The organism is Microbacterium altimontanum, from assembly GCF_058349865.2.
Window position 1 is genome coordinate 394661 of the sequence record NZ_JBYRJB020000001.1, and the last position, 17764, is coordinate 412424.

16 protein-coding genes are annotated in these 17764 nt (G+C 71.1%); all 16 read right to left on the reverse strand.

What is annotated here, in order from left to right:
* Position 1 precedes the first annotated feature (1 nt).
* The 16 genes from AC3RX1_RS01675 to AC3RX1_RS01750 all read right to left on the reverse strand — a co-directional run bounded on the left by AC3RX1_RS01675 (position 2) and on the right by AC3RX1_RS01750 (position 17709).
* A complete protein-coding gene (locus AC3RX1_RS01675) occupies positions 2 to 844 on the reverse strand; it encodes a hypothetical protein (protein ID WP_491499493.1) in 843 nt (280 codons plus the stop codon).
* On the reverse strand, positions 841 to 1626 hold the full coding sequence (locus AC3RX1_RS01680; RefSeq protein ID WP_491499494.1) for a hypothetical protein: 786 nt from the start codon (positions 1624 to 1626) through the stop codon (positions 841 to 843). The genes AC3RX1_RS01675 and AC3RX1_RS01680 overlap by 4 nt, the downstream gene beginning before the upstream one ends.
* The gene (locus tag AC3RX1_RS01685) at positions 1623 to 2858 is read right to left on the reverse strand and encodes a hypothetical protein (protein WP_491499495.1); all 1236 of its coding nucleotides are present in this window, start codon (positions 2856 to 2858) and stop codon (positions 1623 to 1625) included. The genes AC3RX1_RS01680 and AC3RX1_RS01685 overlap by 4 nt, the downstream gene beginning before the upstream one ends.
* Positions 2859 to 2880: 22 nt before the next feature.
* On the reverse strand, positions 2881 to 3210 hold the full coding sequence (locus AC3RX1_RS01690; RefSeq protein WP_491499496.1) for a hypothetical protein: 330 nt from the start codon (positions 3208 to 3210) through the stop codon (positions 2881 to 2883).
* 91 nt (positions 3211 to 3301) lie between these two features.
* Entirely contained in the window at positions 3302 to 3589 is a 288-nt protein-coding gene (locus AC3RX1_RS01695) for a WXG100 family type VII secretion target (RefSeq protein WP_259612460.1), read from the reverse strand.
* 102 nt (positions 3590 to 3691) lie between these two features.
* Positions 3692 to 4306: a hypothetical protein gene (locus AC3RX1_RS01700; RefSeq protein WP_491499497.1), complete on the reverse strand. Its 615-nt coding sequence runs from the start codon at positions 4304 to 4306 to the stop codon at positions 3692 to 3694.
* The gene (locus AC3RX1_RS01705) at positions 4303 to 4896 is read right to left on the reverse strand and encodes a hypothetical protein (protein WP_491499498.1); all 594 of its coding nucleotides are present in this window, start codon (positions 4894 to 4896) and stop codon (positions 4303 to 4305) included. Before AC3RX1_RS01705 ends, AC3RX1_RS01700 begins: the two co-directional genes overlap by 4 nt.
* A complete protein-coding gene (locus AC3RX1_RS01710; protein WP_491499499.1) occupies positions 4887 to 6173 on the reverse strand; it encodes a hypothetical protein in 1287 nt (428 codons plus the stop codon). Before AC3RX1_RS01710 ends, AC3RX1_RS01705 begins: the two co-directional genes overlap by 10 nt.
* A complete protein-coding gene (locus tag AC3RX1_RS01715) occupies positions 6170 to 6487 on the reverse strand; it encodes a hypothetical protein (protein ID WP_491499500.1) in 318 nt (105 codons plus the stop codon). The genes AC3RX1_RS01710 and AC3RX1_RS01715 overlap by 4 nt, the downstream gene beginning before the upstream one ends.
* 135 nt (positions 6488 to 6622) lie before the next feature.
* The gene (locus tag AC3RX1_RS01720; RefSeq protein ID WP_259612460.1) at positions 6623 to 6910 is read right to left on the reverse strand and encodes a WXG100 family type VII secretion target; all 288 of its coding nucleotides are present in this window, start codon (positions 6908 to 6910) and stop codon (positions 6623 to 6625) included.
* Between the two features lie 113 nt (positions 6911 to 7023).
* The gene (locus tag AC3RX1_RS01725) at positions 7024 to 7875 is read right to left on the reverse strand and encodes a hypothetical protein (protein ID WP_491499501.1); all 852 of its coding nucleotides are present in this window, start codon (positions 7873 to 7875) and stop codon (positions 7024 to 7026) included.
* A 46-nt stretch (positions 7876 to 7921) separates the two neighbouring features.
* Entirely contained in the window at positions 7922 to 12445 is a 4524-nt protein-coding gene (locus tag AC3RX1_RS01730; RefSeq protein WP_491499502.1) for a type VII secretion EssC family protein, read from the reverse strand.
* Positions 12446 to 12482: 37 nt separating this feature from the next.
* Entirely contained in the window at positions 12483 to 13814 is a 1332-nt protein-coding gene (locus tag AC3RX1_RS01735) for an RDD family protein (RefSeq protein WP_491499503.1), read from the reverse strand.
* Positions 13815 to 13954: 140 nt separating this feature from the next.
* On the reverse strand, positions 13955 to 15562 hold the full coding sequence (gene purH / locus AC3RX1_RS01740; protein ID WP_491499504.1) for a bifunctional phosphoribosylaminoimidazolecarboxamide formyltransferase/IMP cyclohydrolase: 1608 nt from the start codon (positions 15560 to 15562) through the stop codon (positions 13955 to 13957).
* 29 nt (positions 15563 to 15591) lie between these two features.
* Entirely contained in the window at positions 15592 to 16191 is a 600-nt protein-coding gene (gene purN, locus AC3RX1_RS01745; RefSeq protein ID WP_491499505.1) for a phosphoribosylglycinamide formyltransferase, read from the reverse strand.
* Between the two features lie 102 nt (positions 16192 to 16293).
* Positions 16294 to 17709 (reverse strand): cell division protein PerM, encoded by a 1416-nt coding sequence (locus AC3RX1_RS01750; protein WP_491499506.1) that lies wholly within the window; start codon positions 17707 to 17709, stop codon positions 16294 to 16296.
* Positions 17710 to 17764 lie beyond the last annotated feature (55 nt).

Below are 17764 nucleotides of genomic sequence, written 5' to 3' on the forward strand. Positions count from 1 at the left end.
GTCAGTCTCCGCGGATCGGGTCGAGGGTGTACAGCGTTCCCAGGTCGGCCGCGAGCGCCCGCTGGAGCGTGGCGTCGTCGATCAGGCCGCGCGTGGAGAGGATCCGCAGCGCATCGTCGCGATCCTCGCGCAACGCCCGACGCTCTCCCGCAGGCAGCTCCTGCACGAGGACGAGCGAGCGCTCCCGGTCGGAGACGGTGGGGACGGATGCCTCGGCCTGCGCCGCCGGCTCGGCAGGGCGCACCCGCACGCGGAGCAGGATGCCGATGGCGAGCGCCGCACCGAGCACGAGCGTGATCCACACGGGGATGAGCCAGCCGCCCGCCGCCACGCCGTCGCGTGCGGAGACATTGGGCACGCCCAGCCCGGCGAACCCGGCCAGCACCGCCGCGATGATCGCGACGCCGAGCATGCCCGGCGACCATCGCGCACCGCCGCGCAGCCAGGCGATCCACAGTGCCAGCTGACCGAGCGCCGCGATCGCGAAGCAGATGCCGGCGATCGGCACCGCGATCCGGGCATCGATCGGGCCGCCGGTGGTGAAGATCCCGATGTTGCCCACGTAGGTGAACCCGGGCCCTGCGGCGTACACCGCGACCCCGACGAACGGCGCGAGCAGCACGATAGTCCCGATCACGCCGACCAGCCAGTTCTTCGCGGTGCGGGCGGGGGTCCGCCGGTGCTCAGCGGCGAAGCGCGCCATGGCGGCGCCGTCGGAGCCGAAGGTCGCGACGATGTCGGGATGCGCCTGGAACGCGAATCCCTCGAGGCGCGCAAGGCGCGGCACATTCGCCAGAGAGTGCTCCTGCGCCCAGGTGCGCGCATCGGGGTACGGGGTGCTCATGTCGTGGTCAGGCTATCAATCCCGCTGCCCGGGTCCACGTCGGCACCGCTGCCCGCGTGCACGTCGGAACCGCTGCCGGCGTCCACGTCGGCGCCGCTGCCGGCGTCCACGTCGTCCTCACCATCGGCCCACACCTCGACCCAGCTGTCGGCGGGGTCGGCCTCGAGGAGGCCCGGCGTGTCGGCGCGGAAGAGCGTGCCGTCGGCGCCCGTCAGCTGCAGCGACTGCACGAACGCCTGCAGCTGCAGCATGAGGATGGCCAGCAGCTCGGGAAGCGTGGGCTCCACGACGACCGAGACGGCGCGGCGCGCGTCGGCGAACACGAACTGGGTGCCGAGCGCCTGGACCTCGCCGATCTGCTCGACGATCGGCAGCTGCACACCCGGGCCGAGTCCCTCGGCATCGCAGAGGATGCCGTCGCCCGGCTGCGGCATCCGGGTGTCCTCGGGGAACGTCCCGACCGCGACATGGACGAAGAGGCAGACCGGCCCGTCGGTGGGCCAGACCTGGAACGCCAGCGCGTCCTCCTCGCGACGGTGATCGAGCGCGGCCTGCAGCAGCGCCGGCACGAGCTTGTCGTGCACCGGCTCCCACCGGTCACCCCACGTCGCACGCAGCTCGGCACCGCGGGCGGCGACCCACTCCTGGCGCTCCGCGGGATCGGCGGCCGCCGGGATCGCGAGCCAGCCCGGCAGCGAGGTGGTGGCGGTCAGCACGCCATCGGATGCCTCGGCCTCCGCGCCGAGGGGATCTCCCTCGACGCCGATGGAGTCGACCGTCACAGGAACGCCCCGACCCACGGCATGTTCGAGCCCGGCGACTTGTCACCGTTGCCGGTCCACTGGGCGATGTTGTTGACCATCTTCCACGGGCCCGACAGCATGCCGTGGGCGAACTCCCACCCCGCGGCGAGCGTCGTCGACCGGCAGTAGCCGTTCGCCGCCCCGGTCATCGCGGTGATGGTGTCCTCCATCCCCGACACGCTCTTGCCGAACATGAGCCGCATCATCACGTCGCCGACGCCGTTCGGGTTGTTCATCGTGAACAGTCCGCGGCTCATGGCCGAGAATCCGCGCCAGCCACCGCCGGCGAGTCCGCCCACGAGGCTCAGGGAGCGGCCCTGGCTGATCGCCGCCGACCAGCTCGACGGCTTGAACGCGGTGGCCATCTCGCCGAGGAACGCGAGGCGCCCGGCACTGCCCTGGAAGAGCTTGCCGAGGCTGCCGATGGGGATGACGCCGATCACCGCGAAGATCAGCTGGGTGAGCCCGGTGTCGCCGCGGATGTACTGGTAAGCGGTCAGCGCAAGCGTGAGCACGCCGACGACGGCGCCGATGAGCGCGACGATCGGGCCGCCGATGATGATCGCGGCGATCGCGATGATGATGCCGACGACCTGGAGCACCTTCAGCACTCCGCCGACGAATCCGTCGACGTTGTCCCAGAAGCCGTCCTTGATCTTTCCGGCCATCGCGTCGCCGATGCCGTCCGCGGCGGCGTCGAACGCCTCTTCCCACGTGTCGACGTGCGCGTCCCAGATCTTCGCCTCCGCGACGAAGTCGTCGTACGCCGCCTCCTTGTTGGCGTCGTCGGTGGAGGCGTCGTCGGCCTCCGGAGAGTCGCCGTCGGGCTTGTCCCAGTACGGGCGGTCGCCCTGCCGGTAGCCGGGGGCGTTCTGGTACGTCTCCCAGAGCGATTCGCAGTTGTGGTACGACGCGTTCACCTTGGGCTGCACGTCGGCGAGCGCCTTCGCGTATGTGACGAGCACGGGGCCGGTGGGCCGGTACAGGTCGCCGGCCTCACCGAGCTTGTCGTACGTGTCGCCGACGATCTCACGCAGCTTCTCGATCGCCTTGCCGCGCTGGTCGGATGCCTGGTCGACGAGTCCCTTGAGGAACGACGATCCGTCGCGCATCTGGTTGCCGAGCGCCGTGATCTCGTTGCCGCGCTTCTCGATGGCTCCCGGGTTGCCGTCGAGCGACGTGATCCACCGCCCGGAGGGCGCCGTGTCCATGACCATGTTGTCCTCTCCCCCGTCAGGCCGGTCGCGGGTCGTGCTGCCCGCTGACGTCGACCTCGAACTGCTTGGCCGTGTCCTGATCCCAGTTCTTCATCCCGTCGAGGATGCCCTGCACGTGCTGCTGCACCTTCGCGATGTCGCGGGAGAGGTCGCGGCGCTTGTCGTCCCATCGCGACTCGAACTCATGGGCCTTGTCGTTCAGCTTGTTCTGGCCGAACGGATGCGCGATCGCTTCGTCGAGTGCGTCGGCGCGCGAGCCGGCGTCGTCGAGCTCGGTCACGATGTTCTTGAGCTTGTCGTTCACCTGCTCGAGTTCGGTGTAGTGCACCCAGATCCCGTCGGACATCCCCGTGGTCCCTTCGAAGGTGGCAGATCGGGGGATCGGCGACCGTTGTCGACCGATCCCCCGTCCTGGTCCAGAGTCGAGTTCCGGCGGCTCAGCTGCCGGCGAGCTGCTGGTCGAGGTCCTGGATCGCGTGCATCATGCCGGTCAGCGCATCCGACATGTCACCGATCCCGTCCACCGCGTTCTTCAGACCCGTGGTGAGCTCCTCATAACCCTCACCGAACTTCCCCGACGCGTGCTGCGTCTTGAAGTCCTCACCCAGCAGCGTGTCCACCTGCGACTTCAGCGTGTCAAGCTGCCCCTGGATGTCATCACGAGCCTGCGACAGCGAGTTCGCCACCTGCTCCATCTCCGAATACGATGCTCCGAAATCAGCCATCGTCCACTCCTTCACTCAGAAAGCCCGACCCCCACCGGGCCGATGACAAGAAGCTACCAACGGGGGGATGAACCCGTCGATGGGGACAAATCCCCACCCCGGTCACGCCGGTGCGGGCACGAAGTCGAGCGCCAGCGCCATCGCATCGAACAGCGCGTTCGCCGCTTCGCGGTGCGGTGCGTCCTCGGGTTCGTTCTCCTCGACGAGGTGCGTACCCGAGAGCAGCACTGCCCGTCGCCGCTTCGTTCCGGGCACGGGGACGAGATACGAGTACTGCTGCGAGACGGTCCCCGCCATCTCGTCGCGCCCGGCGGTCGCGGTCTTCCACGCGAGGACGGTGCGGCCTTCGTCGAGGAACTCCGTCGTGCCCTGGCGGATCTTCGCCGCGACCCAGTCCTCCAGGGAGCCGACGCCGTCGTCACCGACGACCGACACGGTGAGCGACATCGGCAGGATGGCGCCGTCCGGCAGGTCCGCGGGCACCACCGCGTACAGTCCACCCCGGTCCCGCAGCTCACCGATCCAGCGCTTCAGCCTCGACGAGACGTAGGCGTCGACATCCGGTCGACCGGCCTTCTTCGCCGTCGCTCGGAACCGCTGCACGAAGCGCTCGTATCCCTCGCCCTCCAGCGGGACGACGTCCCAGCCGCCGGGCACGAGCATGCGGATGGTCGGAGCATCGCGCACGCCGAGCAGCTCCGCACGCAGCGAGTTCATCCGATGCTCCCCTCGTCTGCGGTGACGCTGATGCCCGCCGCGAACTCCTCCAGCAGCGGGTATGCCGCGCCGAGGATGGCGAGCTCGGCCGTCGCCGCACACACCTCGACGAGAACGCCGTCGTGCAGGAACTCGAACAGCAGCTCGCCGATCGCCCCGCCCTCGGGGGTGGCAGACACCGAACTCGTCACCCGTCCCTCCCCGAGGGTCGCCGAGGTCACGGGCCGCACCCGCTCGGGCAGGGCGACACGCGCCGGCTGGCGGTCGAGCTCATCGAGGTCGTCGACGTCGACCTCGCCGATGTACACCTCGACGAGCACGTCGCCGGGAAGTCCGCGGGGACAGAACAGGAACGCGCCGAACGCCTCGGGTGAGAGCAGCCCCACCTGCACCTCGAGGCGCTGCAGGAGGGCGCCTGGATCTGACTGCCATTCGTCGGCGACGATGTTGTCGGCGCAGACCTCGTGCAGCCACGGCCCGCGCTGTCGGGCGGCCTCGCCGCGCACCTCGTCGGGAACCTCGAGGAAGTACCGCGCGTCGAACGGCACCTCCACCTGACGCACGAGCCCGGCCCGCATGCTCAGACCCATCCCATGTCGTGCGAGAAGCTCAGCCCGCCCTTGCCCGACGCGTCGACGAAGTTCAGCACCTTGTCGAGCGCGCCGCCGGCGTCGCCCATCACGGAGGCGAGGCCCTTGCCGCCCGGTGTGCTGGACAGGAACTGCGCGAGGTTCCCCTTCGCCTTGTTGGACAGGGATGCGGCGACGTCGGTCATGTGCGCGCCGGCGGCGTTGTCGAATCCCTGCGTGAGGCGGCTGAGGATGCTGGGCTTGCCGGTCTTGGCGAACAGCCCGCGCAGCACGGCGGTGCCGTTCTTGTTGAGGGCGCCGCTGCCGTGGAAGACCTTCGCGAGCCTGCCGTTCTGCAGCACGCCCTTCAGGCTCTTCAGGCTCGTCTTGCTGCCGAGGCCGACGAGGTCGCCCAGCATTCCCTTGCCGCCGCGCAGGCCCGCCGTCAGCTTGCCCAGGGGGCCGGCCGCCTTGGAGATGCCCTTCAGCGCACCGAACGCCTTCCCGAACGGGAACACGGCGATCGCCGCGAACATCACGTCGGTCATGGTCGCCCTCCCGCCCGCGTAGCGCAGCAGCGTCACGCCGAGAGCGGCGAGGCCGACGAGGGCGGCGGCGAGCACGAACGGCCCGCCGATGATGCATGCGGCGACGACGAGCGCGATCCCCACCCACGTGAGGACCGTGCTGAGGGCGTCGAGGAAGGGCAGCGCGTTGTCGAGCCACGAGTCCTTGACACCGTTGTCGTTGGCATCCTCGAGCCCGCCGTGAGCCTTCTCGTATGCGGCGTCCCAGGAGTCGTAGTAACTGTTGTACTTCACGGCCTCGTCGCGCCAGTCCTGCACCGCGGTGTCGAACGCCGACTGCGCCGCGTCGGCGTCATCGCCGGACTGGGTGGCCGTCTCGAGGTCGGTCGAGGTCGTGCGGACGGTTGCCCAGAGGCTCTCGCACTCCGTCACGATCACATCGATCGGATGCTGCACCTGTCCCAGAACCGAGCCGTAATGCGCGAGCACCTCACCGCTGGGCGCATAGCGGATGCCGGCCTTCTTCAGATCGGAGTAGACGTCTTCGGCGCTGTCACGCAGTTTGTCGATGGAGGCCCCCTTGCCCTCGGTGCCCGACGCGATCGCACTCAGGGCGTTCGCCGCCTTCTGCATCCGCTCGCCCAGGTCCTTCATCGAGGCGCCGCGCTTCTGGATGTCGTCGGCGTTGCCGCTGATCCGCCGGAGCTCATGCCCGCCGCCCGGCGTGTGCAGCATCTCGAAGGAGCGGTACTTCGGGTCGTTCTCGGTCATCCGTCGTTTCCATCCGATGTGTCGACGGCCTTCGCGAGCTCAGCGTCGAGTTCCGCCCACTTCTCCCGCGTCCCCGAGACGCGCTCGAGGAGGTCGGCGAGGTGGTCCTTGAGAGTGTCGCGCTTGTCGTCCCACGCTTCTTCGAAGCGCTGCGCCTCGGAACGGAGGCCCGAGCGCCCGAGCGGGCTGCCGATCGCCGCCTCGAGCGCCTCGCTGTTGTGCGTGGCGTTCTCGAACTCGTCGATCGTGTCCTTCACTGCCTTCTCGAGTTCTTCCATGCTCCGCATCGGGATGTCGATGTCGTCGTAGGCCATGCGAGAACCTCCCCCTCAGGTGCGAACGGTGCGCGGCGACACGCGCGGTGGTCGCCTCTTCCGCGCCGGCGGTGCGGTGCGGAAGACGGCACAGCGGCGTCCGACGGCCGGAGCCGCCGGACGCCGCGTGGAAGATCAGCTGCCGGCGAGCTGCTGGTCGAGGTCCTGGATCGCGTGCATCATGCCGGTCAGCGCATCGGACATGTCACCGATCCCGTCCACCGCGTTCTTCAGACCCGTGGTGAGCTCCTCATAACCCTCACCGAACTTCCCCGACGCGTGCTGCGTCTTGAAGTCCTCACCCAGCAGCGTGTCCACCTGCGACTTCAGCGTGTCAAGCTGCCCCTGGATGTCATCACGAGCCTGCGACAGCGAGTTCGCCACCTGCTCCATCTCCGAATACGATGCTCCGAAATCAGCCATCGTCCACTCCTTCACTCAGAACGCTTCGCTCAGAAAGCCCGACCCCCACCGGGCCGACACCACGAACCTAACAACACCCCACCACCCCGTCGATGGGGACAAATCCCCACCCCTCAGCCCCGAGTCACGGCGGAGACGTCGAGCTCGCCATCGTAGAACGACCACACGAGCCAGGCGACCGGGCCGAGTTCGCGTGCTTGCGCGACAGTGGCGGCGTCTGCGTCGCCGATTGCGTCGAGCTCCTGCTCCCAGGTGCTCCGGACGGCGTCGGGGACATCGGTCTCCGCGAGCCGTGCGGCATCGGCGCGAAGGCGTCGCCCATCGGCGCGCGTTCCGGCGCCGATGCTGCGGTCGTCGTCGTCCCGCGCGGGGCGACCGAGCAGCGCCAGAGCCGCGAGTTCGATGACCAGGATAATCCCGGTCGCCTGCCACCACGCGAACTGCGTCGCCGTCAGGTCGGTGGCGCCGCCGTGCGGCCCGACGACGAACCGGAAGACCACGACGGCCAGCACGGCGAGCCCGGCGACGACCGCGAGCGTGACGGCGGTGCTCGACCGGTGGCGCGCCCACGGCCACGTGGCGAGCGCGGCGCCCAGCACGACGATCGCCACGACGCCGGCGGTGAAGATGAGGGGCACCGTCGACTGGGGATCGAGGACGATCCGCTTCGTCACCGGTCCCGCGAAGGCCGCCGCGATGACAGCGGCGAGCAGGCCGACCCCGAACAGGACGTACCAGCCGATCGGCCTCCGGCCGCGCTCGGATGCGGGCGGCGCGACGCCCCCAGCCGGCACGGTCGGTGTCGCGAGGCGGGCCATGAACGCGCGGCGCTCCCGCCCCAGCTGATCCAGGGCCGGCAGCACACCACGGGATTCGGGCGACGACGCCACGATGCGCCACGCGCGTCGTGCGATCGCGGCGATGTCGCGGTCGCTCCCGGTCAGGCGGATCGGTTCGTTCTTCATCCCTGGTTCACCTTCTCCTCGTGCTGCCTGGCGGACGGCGCGCGACTCATGCCGCGGGCTCCGGGATTGCGAGCTCGGATGCCTCAGTCAGCGGCATCTGCACCGTCACGGCACGTCCCGCCTGCACGAACAGTCCTCGCCCCTCCGGGAACTCGGAGCGCTTGACCTTGGGGAACGGCACCTTGAAGATCGCGTCGCCGTCGAACGAGTCGGGCTTGAGCACGATGCCGCGGCGACCGGCCTTGAAGTCGCCGATCAGGCCGAAGCCGCTCGTGACCTGGGAGACGTCGGCGTCGCCGATGAGGAAGTGCTCGCTCCGGTTCACCGCCTGGAACAGCGCCTTCAGCGGCCGCTCCGCCGGGGAGTCGGCGAACTGCGGCACATCCTCCACGACGATCATCAGCCGCATCCCGATCGATTCGTCGGCCACGAGGTCGGCCAGCTCTGTGACGAGCTCCTTCGCCTCGTCGGGCGTCGTGGCGCTGCGCACCCACGGGACGAAGTCCTTCAGCTGCGATCGGCGGCCGCCGAGGTGGAAGAGCTTCACCTCCGGGTCGAACCGCACCATCGCCGAGATGAGCGACTTCATCGCCGTCGTCTTGCCCGCGAGGGGCGGGCCCGCCACGACGAACGTCCCGACCGGGTCGAAGCCGCGCGGCGCGAGCGTGTCCTCGGCGATGCCCAGCACCGGGAACTCGCCCGCTCGGGTGGGCAGCTCCGCCGGATCGAGCCGCGTGGGCAGCGACCCGATCTCGGCCGCCTCCCGCACGCCCAGTGCGCGCAGCTCGGCGGCGAGCTGCTCGAGCAGCTTGGTCTGCTCGGCGACGTTCGGCGTGCCGCCGAGCACGGCGATCTGCGTCTCGAAGCCGTCCACGATCGCCCGTCCGGGAGCCGACCGCTCGTCGAGCACGTCCTTCGGTGCGTTCAGCAGCGCGTAGGCGTTCTCGTCGGCCAGGCGCAGCACGACCCGGCGCGACACGTTCGAGCTCACCGCGGTGGGCACCGAACCGGAGCGGTCGGCCGTCGCCACGACGTGCACGCCGAGGGGGCGGCCCTCGCCGAGGATCCGCATGAACACCTGGTAGAACGGCATCCGCGCGCTCGTCGACTCCCACTCCGTGCGGAACTGGGGCAGGCCGTCGAGGAGCAGGACGACCCGTGCCTCGTCGCGCCCGGTCAGCTCGCGGTACTCGGTGATGCTCGCCGCGTTCGCCGCGCTGAAGCGCTTGCCGCGGTCGTCGAGCACGGCGGCCAGTGTGCGCAGGATGCGCTGCACGCGCTCGGCGTCGTCGCCGGGGATGATCGAGCCGACGTGCGGCAGCATCTCGAGGCTCTTCAGAGACCCGGAGCCGAAGTCGAGCCCGTAGACCTCGACGTTCTCGGCGCGGCGGCCCATCGCCGCCGAGACGGCGAGGGTGCGCAGCACGGTGGACTTCCCCGAGCCGCTCGTGCCGTACACGAGCAGCGAGCCGTCGCGGTCGGGCTCGAAGTACACCGGCTCCTGCAGCTGGCGCTCGGGCACGTCGCGCTTGCCGAGCAGGATCGACCCGGCACGTCCGGCGGCGAGCTCCCGCACGTCGACGGTCGTCTCGAGATCGTCGAGCCAGGGGCGGCGCGGCGCGGGGATGCCGGCCTGCGCGGCTGCGGAGATGAGCGTCGCGACGATGCGCTTCTGGTCGTTCGGACCGGGGTCGCCGTCGTGCACGTCGCCGTCGTCGCGGTCCTCGGTCTCCCACTTCTGCACCGAGCCGAACCGCAGCTCGGCGACGCTGACGTCGGCCTCGGGGGCTTCATCGGTGCTCCATCCGCCGGCGTAGGCCGACTGGAACGGCACGAGCCGGCCCGGCCCGGTCTTCGCGATGCCGCGGCCCGGGATGCTGGGATCGAAGCTGCCCGCGATCGGGTCGTCGACGACATCCTTCGAATCCGACTCGTCGGCCATGCGCAGCGCGACGCGCAGGTTCGTGTTGGCGCGCAGGTTGTCCTTGATGACGCCGGCGGGGCGCTGGGTGGCCATGATGAGGTGGATGCCGAGGGAGCGCCCCCGCTGGGCGATGTCGACGACGCCGTCGACGAACTCGGGCACCTCGCCCGCGAGAGCCGCGAACTCGTCGATGACGAGCACGAGCGCGGGCGGCGTCTCGGGGTCGCGCCGCTTCTCCATCTCGAGGAGGTCCTTGGCCTTCTTGCGGTTGAACAGGTGCTCGCGGTAGTGCAGCTCCGCGCGCAGGCTCGTGAGCGCGCGCCGAACGAGGTGCGGGCTGAGGTCGGTCACGAGGCCCACGCAGTGCGGCAGTTCGACGCAGTCGGCGAACGCCGACCCGCCCTTGTAGTCGACGAACAGGAACGTGACACGGTCGGGGCTGTGCGCGGCGGCCATGCCGAGCACCCACGCCTGCAGGAACTCGCTCTTGCCCGCGCCGGTGGTGCCTCCGACGAGCGCGTGCGGACCCTGCGTGCGCAGGTCGAGCGCCATCGCGTCGGTCGCGCCGTGCCCCACGATCGCCCGCAGGTTGCCGGCCTTCTTCAGCCGCGGCAGAGTGCCCCCCGACCGATCGATGATCGTGTTGTTCTCCCGCCACCGGTCGACGGCGAACGACGGATTCGTCGCCAGCTCCGAACCGACGAGCGACAGGAACATGACCGAGTTCGGGATGTCGGAGGCGTCCTCGACGATCGTCGACGCGTCGGTGACCGGCGCCAGGCGCTTGGCGAGCACCGCCATGAGCTCGTTCGAGACGCCCTCGATCGCCGCATCCGTGTACTCGACGCCGCTGCGCACCGTGCCGACCCGCGCGTTCTCCAGCCCGGCCGTCACGTCGACGAAGCTGCGGCACACGGCCGGCAGCGCCTCGACGACGGGGGCCACGAACAGCCCGTACACCCCCACGTCGGCGCCGCGCTCGAGCACCTGCGTGAGTCGTGCACGGTCGACGGGTGCGTCGGCGGTGACGATCACGAGGACGGCCGTCTGTCCGGGGAAGGATGCCTCCTCCGCCGCACGTTTGACGTTCGTGCCGAACCGCATCGGGTCCCAGTCGTCGCCGTAGGGCGGGCGGGGCGACGACGACGCCCTCGACCGGCGCATGACGAGCTCTTCGAGGCCCGACAGGAGTGCCGCGCCCGTGGAGGCCGAGTCCGACAGCGGCATGTCGCGGAACGGGCTGCGCTCGCTGGACGTGTGCGGCAGCCACTTCAGCCAGCCGAGCTCCTGCGCCCATTCCGGTTCGGTGAGGGCGACGGTAACGAGGTCGTTCGGCGAGTGCAGCCCGAACAGCTGCACACAGAGCCCGCGCAGGGCATCCGCCGCCTCGCGCTGCGGACCCGCGACGCCGACGACGCCGACGCTCTGCAGCGACTCGAGCACCGGGACGCCGTCGATCATCCGGTAGCGCTCCTGCAGCCGGTCGACGCGCTCGACATACTCCTGCAGCGACTCCGGCGCCTCGGTGCGGGCGATCGTGGTGCGGGAGGGCGCGGTGCAGCTGCCGAGCCGCACGGCGAGGAAGTTCCAGTGCTCCGGCCGCCGCGTCCACAGCATGGGCCCGAGCTGCATGGCCTGTTCGAAGACCACCGCGACCGGCGGTGCCTCGGCGTTGCGCACCTCGCGCTCGCGGGGGCGCTCGTGGTACAGCTTCTCCTCGAGCTCCTCGAATGTGCGCTCGAAGACCTCGCCGTCCTTGCGCAGCCGCTGCCCCACCTGGGTGCGCTGCGAGACGAAGTTGCCGAGCAGCATGAGCGGCGACATCGCGATAACGAGAAGCGACCGCGGCGAGCCCGTCATCGCGAACATCGCAAGACCAAGGATGAGCGGTGCGACGAGCATCGGCCATGGGAACAGCCGCGTCACCGGCTCCTTCGGCATGCGCGGCTCGGCCAGCTCCTCGCCGGCGAAGCGCGGCTCCACGCGCGGGCTCCGGTTGAACATCAGCGTGCCGCCGCGCTCGAGCACCGGATCCTGCACGACAGGGGCGAAGTCGTGCAGCATGCGGACGACGACCTCGGTGTCGCCGAGCATGAAGCGCTGCCCCGGGATGACCCGCAGCCGCTGCACGAGGCCGCCGTCGACGACGATGCCGTTCGCCGAGTTCAGGTCGACGACCTCCACGCCCGCGCCCACCTCGATGCGCGCATGCCGTTTGGACAGGAGCGGGTCGTCGATGACGATGTCGTTGTCGGGTGCGCGGCCGATCGTGAGCGACCCCTTGGCGAGCGGAAACTCCTGCCCCGTCGCCGGCCCCGCCACGACATGCAGGGTCGCGACCGCCGGGCCGTCGGACGAGCGCGCCGCGGCGTAGCCGGCCCCGAGATTCACGACGGTGGCGACGAAGCCGGATCCCACCGCCGCGTCGCTGATGAGGGTGTCGGGGTCGAGGAGCGTCGCCTCGCCCGAGGTGGGCGGTGCGACGCTGAGGCTCAGGACGTCGTGCGGCGCGGCGGGGACGAGACGGGTGGGGTCGGTGTCGGCGATCTTTCGCGCCACGTCCTGCACCGTCGCCGTCGCATCGGTCGTGACGACGATGTCGGTCGCGTGTCCGGTCTGCCGCTGCAGGGTCAGCTTGAGTCTCATCGGCGGTTCCTCAGGGGGCGATGCTGGTCAGTGGGGATCAGCCGAGGCCGATCCGCGCGTGGCGGTCTCCGAAGCGGATGTCGTCGCCGTCGCGCAGCGGCACAGGACGCCCGGGGACGAGCTCGTGCTGGGCGCCGTCGCGCACGATGGCGCTGCCGTTCGTGGAGTGGCGGTCCTCGGCGAACCAACCGTCGGCGAGCCGGATGATGGCGAGGTGCGTCTTCGACACCGACTTCGTCGCGTCGTCGACGGGGATCGGTGTGAGCTCGTCGTCGCCCTCCGCGCGGGCGGGGGCGCGCCCGAGGAGGACGCCTCCGCCGCTGAGCGGGATGTGCTGCCCCGTGTCGAGCACGAGCTCGCCGGGGACGGATGCGGCGCGGGCAGCTCCCGCCGTCGCGGGGGCTGCGGCATCCTGTGCTCTGTCCGACGAGGGCGGGTCGTCGGGCATGAGCGCCGGCGGCGCCCACGAGCTCGGGGAGGACGACTGCGCGCCCGACGCGGGAGCGGAGGGGGCGGGCGCGGCAGGGGCGGGGATCAGCGCGGGTGCCGGCGGGACCGCGACCGGCGCGGGCGCCGGCGAGGGTGCCGGAGCGGCGGCCGCCGCATCCGTCGCCTGTCCGGCGCGCGGGGCGCCGAGCACGCCGCCGGTGCTGCGTGCGAGCGGGAACGCGGCGGGTCCCACCGCCGCGTCGACCGGGGTGGCGAGCGAGGGAAGCCGCTGCACCTCGTCGTGCCGCTCGGTCGCGACGGTCTTGCGGGCGATCCGCATCCGCTTCGCGTCGTACGGGTTCAGGCCGTTGCGCGCGTCGACGAACCACGTCGCGGCGGCCTGGTCGGGCCAGCCGCGGCCGCGCCGTTCGCGGTCGAGGGCCGGCGAGACCATGATCACGAAGACCGGACCGAGGAGCGGCACGATGAAGCTCGCCCACAGCACGAGGTAGCGCACCACGGCGCCGCGCCAGAAGCCCGGCCGCTGCAGCGTGCGCACGTTCACCGAGCGGATGCCCGCGATCGCCTTGCCGACGGTGACGCCGAGCCGCCCGTGCAGCACGAGCTGCACCACGATGAACGCCGTGGTCAGGAACATCGTGACGCCGGCGCAGATCAGGCCGACGAGCAGACCAGAGCCTGCCGCGAGGTTCGCAGCGGGGTCGGATGCGGTGGCCGCCGCGACCGCCACCGGTACGGTGCCGATCAGCAGCGGTAGCGTCAGCACGACGCCGATCGCGAGCTCGCAGACGGTGGCGAGAACGCGCTGACCCGGTCGGGCCGCGCGGAGCCCCAGCGACGCGGCGTACTCGGGCATCGCACGCCCGTGCGCGTCGAGTCCCTCGACGGTGCGCGTCGATTCGTCGATCTCCCAGATCACCCGCGGGTCCTCCCTTTCCCGCATCGACCCTACCGGGCCGCCGCGCCCCACCAGACCCCACACTCGGCCGCGAGCGGAGGCGAGACGACCGGAGGCGAGGTGGCGCCGAGGCGACGCGAGGCGACGCCGAGACGGGCCGCTCAGTGGAAGAAGTGGCGCTCGCCCGTGAAGAACATCGTGATGCCGCGTTCCCGGGCGAGATCGATGGTCTCCTGGTCGCGCACCGACCCTCCGGGCTGCACGATCGCGCTGACCCCGGCGTCCATGAGCACCTGCGGGCCGTCCGAGAACGGGAAGTACGCGTCGGATGCGGCGACGGAGCCCGCCGCGCGGTCGCCCGCCCGCTCGATCGCGAGCTTGCACGAGTCGACGCGGTTCACCTGGCCCATGCCGATGCCGACGGTCGCGGATCCCTTGGCGAGCACGATCGCGTTCGACTTCACGGCGCGGCACGACTTCCACGCGAAGATGAGGTTCTGCATGTCGGCGGGGTCGGGCCGCTCGCCCGAGACGAGCTCCCAGTTGTTCGCCACCGACTCGATGTCGTCGGGGAAGCGGTCGGCGTCCTGCAGCAGCAGGCCACCGGAGACGAGCCGCACGTCCATCCGCTCCTGCTGCCAGTCGGCGGGCAGGCGCAGCACGCGCAGGTTCTTCTTGAGCTTGAACAGCTCGAGCGCCTCGGGCTGGAAGTCGGGGGCGACGATCACCTCGGTGAAGATGTCGCGGAGGTTCTCGGCCATCTTCAGCGTGACCGTCCGGTTCGCCGCGATCACCCCGCCGAACGCCGACAGCGGGTCGCACTCGTGCGCACGGAGGTGGGCGCTGGCGATCTCGTCGAGCGCGTTGGGGGCGGTGACGGCGATCCCGCACGGGTTGGCGTGCTTCACGATCGCCACTGCCGGCAGCACCATGTCGAACGCCGCACGCAGGGCGGCGTCGGCGTCGACGTAGTTGTTGTACGACATCGGCTTGCCCTGCAGCAGGTCGGCCTGCGCGATCCCGCGTCCGCCGACACGCGAGTAGATCGCCGCCCGCTGGTGGGCGTTCTCGCCGTACCGCAGCGACGAGAGGCGCTCCGCCTTGATCGTGAGGTGCTGGGGCAGGTCGACGCCCTCCGCGAGCGTCTCCTCGGAGAACCAGGTCGCGACAGCACGGTCGTAGTTCGCCGTCTGCGCGAACGCCCGGGCCGCGAGCTCCTTGCGCTGGGCGAGGGTGGTGCCGCCGCCGCGCACCGACTCGATCACCGCGGGGTACGACTCGGGTGAGACCACGACGGCGACGTTGGCGTAGTTCTTCGCCGACGCGCGCACCATGGCCGGACCGCCGATGTCGATCTGCTCGACGACCTCGTCGCCCGACGCGCCGGAGCGCACGGTCTCGACGAACGGGTACAGGTTGACGACCACGAGCTCGAACGGACGGATGTCGAACTCTGCGAGCTGCTCCTCGTGCGACGCGAGGCGGAGGTCGGCGAGAAGGCCCCCGTGCACGGCGGGGTGCAGCGTCTTGACGCGCCCGTCGAGCATCTCCGGGAAGCCGGTCACCGACGCCACATCGGTCACCTCGAAGCCCGCGTCTCGGATGGTCGCGGCCGTCGACCCCGTCGAGACGATCTCCACTCCCGCTCCGGCGAGCGCCTCGGCCAGCACGAGCAGGTCGGTCTTGTCGCTGACCGAGACCAGAGCCCGCCGGATCGGCACGACGTCGCGCTCGCGGTAGAGGGAAGGATCGTGACGGGGGCCGGCCATGGGTGCTCCTTGCTGGTTGACGGTGAAGGTCACACGCCCTGTGCGGCACGCGCGGCGAGGTCGAGTTCGCCGGTCGCGACGCGGCGCACCACGTCGATCAGCAGTCGCCGTTCGACGGGTTTGATGCGCTCGTGCAGGGTGTGCTCGTCGTCGCCCGGCAGCACGCTGACGCGCTCCTGAGCGAGGATCGGTCCGGAGTCGACGCCGTTGTCGACCACGATGACGCTCGCCCCGGTCTGCGTCACTCCCGCGGCGAGCGCGTCGCGCACGCCGTGGGCGCCCGGGAATTCGGGGAGGTAAGCGGGGTGGGTGTTCACGATCCGGGGCGCCCACGCATCCACGACCGTCGCGGGCAGCAGCCGCATGAGGCCGCTCAGCACGATGAGGTCGGGGTTCCAGGTGCGCAACTGGGCGTCGAGCTCGGCGCCCCACTCCTCGCGCGTGGCGAAGCCGGTGAAGGGCACCATGAAGCTCGGAATGCCGAACTCCTCGGCATGGGCGAGACCGTCGGCCTCGCGGTCGGCGCCGACCACGACGACGCGAGCCGGGTATGCGGGGTCGTCAGCGGCGTCGAGCAGGGCACGCAGATTGGAGCCGGTGCCCGAGATGAGGACGGCGACCGTGAGCACGCGCCCAGTCTACCTACCGCCGCACGGCGCTCCTTCGCAGGGTCGGCGGTCGCCGCGCCGCACTTCTCTGCTGGGGCGCTCCCGCTCGGAGCCCGTCTCGGCTCAGGGGCGGTCGCCGAGGAATCCCGGGTCGATGGGCGCGGTGTCGGTCTGGTCCTCGTCGCGGTCCGCGGCACGCGGGGGCTCCTCCTGCTCCCGCGTCACGCCCTCCGGACCCTCGCCTCGACCACGCGTCCAGCGCTCGGCGGCCTCGTCAGGCTGCCGCGTCGGGTCGTCCGTCTCGTCGGGCGTCCGTCTCAGGCCGTCGTGTCCATCGTGCTGCTGCGCGCCGTCGGGGCCGAGCAGCAGGATCGCGCAGCCCACGAGCACCTCGATGCCGACCGCCAGCGCGACCGCGCCCGGGTGAGGTCCGACGTGCGCGAGCCGCCCGGGGCCGATGGCGCCGGACGCCGCCCATGCCAGGAGCGCGGCTCCGGCCGCCGACAGCACCCCGATCCCCGCCGCGAGGACGACCCGCAGCGGATACTCCGGATGCGGCGACAGCGCACGCACGCGGGTGCGCAGCATCCATCCCGCCAGCGCGCCGGCGCCGATCGGCAGCAGCACGAGGACGAGGAGCCACGGCGAACCCGACTCGGGCAGCCCGCCGAGCACCGGGATGCCGGGCACGACGCCGACCTCGGTGCCCGCGGGTGACACGGCGGTGTCGGCGCCGAGGGCGAACCCCGGGCCGGCGAGGTACGCCATCCCCCAGACGATGAGCGTCGGAAGGTACGCGAGCTGCGCGAGCGAAACCACCACGACGCCGATCGTGTCGACGTTGCCCGCCTGGTACAGCGCCACGACCTGCCCGCCGCGCACCAGCAGCGCCAGGACGACGGCGACGCCGCCGAGACCGACGAGCGCGGTCAGCGCGATCCCCGCACCGCGCACGACGAGGGCCGGCACGTCGGGCCACAGCCCCGGGAGGTCGTAGAGGTGCTCGCGCAAGCGCGCGCCGCCGGCGTCGCCCTCGCTCCACGCGGCGACGAGAGCGCTGCCCGCCGCCGGCACGGCGTACACGAGGGTGGGCAGGAGCACCGCCTGCCAGACCGATGCGCCGACCGGCGCGAACCGCCCCGTGAGCGCGACGACGACGGCCACGACGGCGAACGCCACGACACCGGCGGTGACGGCGACCGGCGCGCGTCCGCTGCGCCCGGCGCGGACGCCGGAGCGGGCCGCGAACACGGCGGTGATGAGGGCGAGGGCGAGCGGGGCGAGCGAGAGGGTGAAGGATGCTGCGGCCTCCGGGATACCGGCGGCGGCGACGTACTCCACGGGGAGGTGCACCGTGAGCGGCACGAGGTGCCCGAGCTGCCAGATCGCCGCGGTGGCCGGCCACAGCGCCGACCACTCGGGTGCACCCGCGCCGACCACCCAGAGGAGCGTGAGCGGAGCGAGCACGACGACGATGCCGACGGCCGCGGTGATGGCGGCGTCGAAGGCGGCGAGGAGGGCGACGAGAACACGATGCATGGGCGCAGTCGAGACTATCCGGCGGTGCGGCGCGCGCCGTGCCGGGCGCGCCCGC